This window comes from Aerococcus sp. L_32 (assembly GCF_050689315.1).
Map to the genome: position 1 here is coordinate 1 of NZ_JBOEQF010000232.1, position 3,383 is coordinate 3,383.

The window sequence follows — 3,383 nt, forward strand, 5'->3', positions numbered from 1 at the left end:
TAGGAGACACCGGATAAACATTGCCTTTGCATACAAAGTGCGGCGCAAACTATTTGAAGTGGACACCTGTCTGCCCTAGCGAGCTCAACTTCAGGATGTGAGCCAGGGCTTAAGGCGAGAAAGATTATTATAGTTAATAAGCTTTCGGCTTTGCTTTTTCCTATCATTGCCTTTAAAGCAGTGGGCATGCTAGGGAAACTTTAGCCTCGGCTACTCATAAACTGATGTAATATCCAAAACAAACTTGTAATTACATACACAACTAAACAGCATTATTCCTTGAATAAATTTTATTCTGCTATTGAAAATATATTCTCCATATGAATAATATTACCAATTGATAAAATGTTAACTTCATAAATCTGAATAGCAATAATCTTTGAATAATACGGCGTATTCATCAATTTGAATTACGAACTGATTATCATTTTAAATTATGATTACTGAATCTTTTGCAAGTTATAAACGCTAGCAAAGCTTTCACATGTTTCTGAATCCCATTATAAATAAAAGAGACCTGCTTTTATACAGATCTCTCGTTTTGATTATTTCTCGTCATAGATTTCAGCGCGTTCGATTTCTTTTACTTGAAAATAGGCTGATATCAAGGGAATGACAATCCCCGCGACCATAACCCCAAATAAGTTAAAGGCGACGGTACACATTAATGTTACGACTATCGGCAACCAAAAAGGTAATTTTAAATCTTTACCGATGAGTAGTGGCTGCAAGATTTCGGTCAATAATTCAACACCCAGGTAAATAGCAAATAGCCACCAACCTACTTGGGTATCCCCCTGCAACCACTCAATCAATATCCAAGGAATGAAGACAACGCCTGCACCAATAACTGGTAGTAAGGCTACTAGACTAATCCCAATAGCCATTAACCAGGCCAAGTGAATGTCTAAGACCCAAAAACCTACACCATAAATGATGACGGTTAAGAGTAATAATTTGGCTTCTGCCCCCACATACAATTTAATGTTTTGAATGGTGTGCAAGAAAACTTGTTTCCAAAATGTGGCTCTTGTCATCTTATCATCCTTTCTGTAAAAATCTTTTTATGCCTTTGTTAAAGCTTATATTGCCGATTTATTTTTTGGCTTTTTTAGCGTGTTTAGCATCACGCTTAGCGACTGCACCGGCTAAATCGTAGGTATAATTTGGATCTAAAATACGGTCATTTTCGATGAAAGCATCTTTTATGGCTTGATTGATCGCCTTATTGTCTTCATCGCTTAATCGTTTAACATCCGGCAATTGAATAGGTCTACCAACACGCACTTTGGCACGGTTGGCCTTTTTCCAAGTGAATAAATCACGGATACCAACGGGCCCTTGGTAGGTAACGGGCAAGATTTCTGCCTTACCCATCTTGGCCATTGAAACGGCGCCGTCTTTGATTTCATCTGAGTAGCGAGAGCCTGTTGGGAAAAGTCCTACATATTTCTCGCCTTCTTTGATGGTTCGAACGGCTTGTTTAATGGTTGAGGCGCTTGGTTTTTCACGGTCAACTGGAATGATGTTGATGGTTGTGAAGAACCAGGTTAAAAACTTGTTGGCTAATAATTCTTTCTTCGCCATAAACGCCATTTGCTTAGGACGTAATGCCATGGCAATAAAGATTGGATCGAGGATTGAACGGTGAGGGCCAACTACTAAGTAATTGGCTTCTGGATCGAAGGCCTCATCAATATCAATCTTGGTTGGGCCATTAATTAACTGGATAAACCAGCATATTAAAGTCAGTAAAATATTATAAATCATCGGTTTCCCCTTCATCTGTATCTTGATGCGCATCCGAATAGGTCTGCAACTGATACATATTATAATATGTGCCACCTTGTGCAATCAAGTCGTCATGGTTGCCGTGCTCGATGATGTGGCCATTTTTAAGGACAATAATTTGGTCTGCATCTTTAATTGTCGATAAACGGTGGGCGATGATGATAGTTGTCCGGCCTAGTCGCATGTTCGCTAAACCAGATTGAATTTTCTGTTCTGTCTCGGTATCAATATTGGCTGTCGCTTCGTCTAGTACCAAGATTTTAGGTTCTCGTAAGATTGACCGAGCAAACGATAGTAATTGTTTTTGCCCTGTAGAGAATGCTGCACCGCCTTCAATTACTTTGGCGTGATAGCCGTCATCTAATGATTCAATAAAGTCATCAGCTTTGACGAATTGGGCTGCAGCTCTGACCATTTCATCAGAATAGTCTCCGTGCAGACGGATATTTTCAGCGATATCCCCGTAGAACATGAAAGAATCTTGTAAGACTAAGCCGATATCTTCTCTCAGTTGCTTTAGCGGAATATCTTTAATAGATTGGCCGTCAATTAAAATATCCCCTTGATTGAATTCATAGAACCGCATCAAGACATTGATAATCGACGATTTGCCTGAACCGGTTTGACCAACAAAGGCTACTGTTTGACCTGGTTTAATATCGATATTGATATTATGTAAGACTTGTTTTTTCTCGTCGTATGAGAATGATAAGTCCTTGATTTGAATATGTCCTTCAGACACTTTACCAGCTGCTCCTGGATTAGAAACGGGCGCCATTTCCGGATTGTCCAGTAAGGCCAATACTCGCGAGCCAGATACCATACCGTCTTGGAAGATTGATAGGGAGTCCATCATTTGACCCATAGGTTGGAAAAAGGATTTCGCATATGAAGTAAAGGCGTAAACGACCCCGACATTTATGGCTACCCCTTGCAAGTCTTGGAAACCAAAAATATACAAGACAAGGACCAGGGCAATGGCTTCAAGTAAGTTGATTGCTGGTTGTAGTAACAAGGCATTCATTTTGAACATGCCTACACGCGCTCTTACATAAGTTTGGTTAACATCATCGAATTCTTGCATTAGACGATTTTGTTGACCATAGTTTTGAATGATATTCATCCCAGAAATGGATTCGCTTAATTTCGCGTTCAAAGTAGATAGCGCTACTCGCATCCGGCCATAAATAAAGGTCGATTGACGTTGGTAGATATAAATCAAAATTAACATTACTGGTACAAAGGCCATAAAGACAAGAGCCAAGCCAGCATCTAGCGTAAACATGGCATAAGTAATAGCCACAATATTCATTAAACCGTCGAAGAATGACAGGAATACTTGCCAAAATTCTTTAATGGTTTCGGTATCGTTAGTAACCCGTGAAACCACTGACCCGTTCGGTGTTTGGTCAAAGTACCGCATACCTAAGTGCACTACTTTTTGGTAGACAGTATTTCGCATATTGGCTACTGTTTTTTCTGCCGTCAATTTGAAGGTAAAGTCTCTAAAATAATAAACGGCTACTTTTAATAGGGTTAAGCCGAAATAAAAGGCTGCGACCTGTATAGTCACTTGTAGGGTTGCTGAATTG

General features: G+C 39.7%; 3 protein-coding genes. All 3 read right to left on the reverse strand.

What is annotated here, in order from left to right:
* Positions 1–545 precede the first annotated feature (545 nt).
* Positions 546–1,037: an AI-2E family transporter gene (locus ACRCJ0_RS10950; protein WP_026465943.1), complete on the reverse strand. Its 492-nt coding sequence runs from the start codon at positions 1,035–1,037 to the stop codon at positions 546–548.
* Positions 1,038–1,095: 58 nt separating this feature from the next.
* Positions 1,096–1,770 carry a lysophospholipid acyltransferase family protein gene (locus ACRCJ0_RS10955; protein WP_286164601.1) on the reverse strand — a complete coding sequence of 225 codons (675 nt, stop codon included), beginning with the start codon at positions 1,768–1,770 and terminating at the stop codon, positions 1,096–1,098.
* A partial coding sequence (locus tag ACRCJ0_RS10960) for an ABC transporter ATP-binding protein (RefSeq protein ID WP_431390461.1) occupies positions 1,760–3,383 on the reverse strand: 1,624 nt, incomplete at its 5' end. The genes ACRCJ0_RS10955 and ACRCJ0_RS10960, both read right to left, overlap by 11 nt.

What these genes read in the sequence shown, in the direction of transcription:
- ACRCJ0_RS10950 (WP_026465943.1), bottom strand. Translation starts at nt 1,037, where the DNA reads ATGACAAGAGCCACATTTTGGAAACAAGTTTTCTTGCACACCATTCAA.
- ACRCJ0_RS10955 (WP_286164601.1), bottom strand. Translation starts at nt 1,770, where the DNA reads ATGATTTATAATATTTTACTGACTTTAATATGCTGGTTTATCCAGTTA.